Raw genomic sequence first — 2,746 nt, forward strand, 5'->3', positions numbered from 1 at the left:
ACTCTGCGTAGTACCAAACGCAGCAACCAATGAAGGCCATCCATGCAATGAAAAGACCGCCGGCAAATACGGCCATATGGATAGTCTTTGCTACGCCATCAGCCGCAGCCTTGTTCGATGAAACCATGGCAACCAAAATCAGTGCCAACAGTATTGCGATTACCCAGCCCATCGCGCCTCCCTATTTGTCTTGTAGTGTCGGATACTACATTTTTTGAGGTGAAGATGGGCCATAGGCCGTTTGACCAGACTATTTGCTGCTACGCGTCCTCAAGAGTCTTTGTTCAAYGCCGCCCGCAACTTATCCTTCTTGCTCGGCCGCTTCCCCTTGATACCACCGGTTCCCGCAGGGTCCACGGGATTCGGCGACAACACCTCCACAGGCTCAAACCCCACCACTTGCTCGCGCGCCACCTTGATGCCCTGGCGCTTTTCGATCAGTTTGAAGTGCGCTTCGGTGGCAGCACTCACAAAACTCACCGCCAAACCTGACTCACCCGCACGCCCAGTACGGCCTATGCGGTGGGTGTAGTCGGTGGCTGATCGGGGCAGGTCGTAGTTCACGACTACGGGCATTTGCGCGATGTCGATGCCGCGGGCGGCGACGTCGGTGGCCACGACCACTTGCACGGCCTTGATCTTGAAGTCTTGCAGCACTTGCGTGCGTTTGCCCTGGCTGAGCTCGCCGTGGAAAGGTTCGGCTTCTATGTCTACTTTGCGCAGTTTGTCGGCGACGATTTCGGCGGCGTGTTTGGTGGCGACGAAGACGAGGACGCGCTCCCATTTTTCGGTTTGCACCAGATGGCGCAGCAGTTGGGTGCGGCGGGGTGCGTCGACTTCGATGGCGCGTTGGGTGATGTCGGGTATGGCTTGCTCTACCGGTGCGACTTCTACGCGTAGCGGGTTGCGCAGCAGGCTGGACGCCAGCGCTTCGATGGCGGGCGGGAAGGTGGCTGAGAAGAACAGCGTCTGGCGTTTAGCGGGCAGCAGGGCCAGGATGCGATTCAGTTCTTCGCCAAAGCCGAGATCGAGCAGGCGGTCGGCTTCGTCGAGTACCAGCGTGCCGGTGTTGGTCAGCGTCAGGGCGTTATGGTCGATCAGGTCAAGCAGGCGGCCGGGCGTGGCGACGAAGATGTCGGCGCCGCCGCGAAGGTTCATCATCTGCGGGTTGATGGAGACGCCGCCGAACACGACCGCGACTTTCACGCGCTGCGGCAGATATTTGGCAAACCCGACGATGGCTTCACCGACTTGCGCGGCCAGCTCACGTGTGGGCACCAGGATGAGGGCGCGCACCGGCCGGTGCTGGCGTTCTGTAGGCACCGGTGYGTTGACCAGTTGCTGCAGCAGCGGCAGCGAAAACGCCGCCGTCTTGCCCGAACCCGTCTGTGCCGAGCCCAGTACGTCGCGCCCTTCCAGAATGGCGGGGATGGCGGCTGACTGGATGGCGGTCGGGGCGGTATAGCCCTGTTCCTCCATCGCGCGCAAGAGTGCGGGCAGCAGTGCGGGCGAAAAGCCCAGTGAGGAAAATGGCATGGGTGGGTGTGGAGGAGGGTGAGAGAGAGGGCGGAGAGCAAGCGCGTGGGGCGGTTTTGCGTTGCCACTTGAAGCCGCAAGTTTAAGCCTCGAGCCTTTGGCGAGGCCCAGGGCGGGTGGCACGAGGCTGCACACCGCTTTGCACCGATCAAGCCCGCAAGCTGCTTGCTATCAAAAGTAGAGCTAGAAGCCAATGACCTGCCTGGGCTGGAGGCCTTTTTTGCTTAATATTTTGGGCGAGAGCCGCCAAACCCCGAGAAACTCATGGTTGAGGCTGCCTGGCCGGCGCCAGAAACAGCAGCGCGCACGCCGACGCCCCCAGCGCACACAGCACACAGCCCAGCACCACCCAGCGAAACGCGTTGATCAGCACTTCGGGCGCCGCCGCCTGCACCGGCCCCTGCAGGCTGACGGCAAACACCACACCCAGCACCGCGACGGCCAGCAGGCCGGCGACGCGCGCCACGGCGTTGTTGATGCCTGAGGCAATACCGGCGTGGGCGGTTGGCACGGCGTTCATGACGGTGGTGGTCAGCGGCGCGACGGCAATCGTCATGCCAAGGCCCAGCACCACCATGGCCGGGAAGAAGCCCGCCCAGTAAGACCAGCCCACGCCGGGCAGCGCCAGCAGCGCAAAGCCGGCGGCCGCCACGGCCGGTCCGGCCATCAGCATGCGCCGCGCGCCAAATCGCTCCGTCAGCTTGGCGGTGCTGGACGATAAAAAGCCCAGCAGCAGCGACAGCGGCAGCAGCGTAGCGCCCGCGGCGGTGGCGGAGTATTTAAAGGCGCCTATCAATACAAAGGGCAGAAAAAACAACGCACCGCTGAGCGCAAAGTACAGCAGCAGCGTGAGCAAATTGGTGCCCACAAAGTCGCGCGACTTGAAGAGGCCCAGCGGCATCATGGGGGCGTGCGTGCGGGCTTGCACAACGACGAACGCCACCAGCAGCGCTGCGCCCAGCGCGATACAGCCCAGCACAGCGGCCGCGTTCCAGCCGCGCTCGGGCGCCAGCGTGAGTCCGTAGGTGAGTGCGCCCAGCCCGCCGGCCACCAGCAGCACGCCCGGCCAGTCCAACTGCTGCGGCGCGTCCGGGTCGCAGCTGTCGGGCACGGCATAGAGAGCCAGCCACACGGTGGCCACCGCCATGGGCACATTCAAAAAGAAGATGGCCCGCCACGACACCGCATCGACCAGCCAGCCGCCCAGCAC

2 protein-coding genes are annotated in these 2,746 nt (G+C 63.3%); both read right to left on the reverse strand.

All coding sequences use genetic code 11. From position 1 onward, the window contains the following. Window positions 1–270: 270 nt before the first annotated feature. A complete protein-coding gene (locus tag AC1DWI_RS19070) occupies window positions 271–1,536 on the reverse strand; it encodes a DEAD/DEAH box helicase (protein WP_477725458.1) in 1,266 nt (421 codons plus the stop codon). Between the two features lie 262 nt (window positions 1,537–1,798). After that, a partial coding sequence (locus AC1DWI_RS19075; RefSeq protein WP_477725459.1) for an MFS transporter occupies window positions 1,799–2,746 on the reverse strand: 948 nt, incomplete at its 5' end.

It is taken from the genome of Polaromonas sp. P3_C2 (assembly GCF_056402675.1).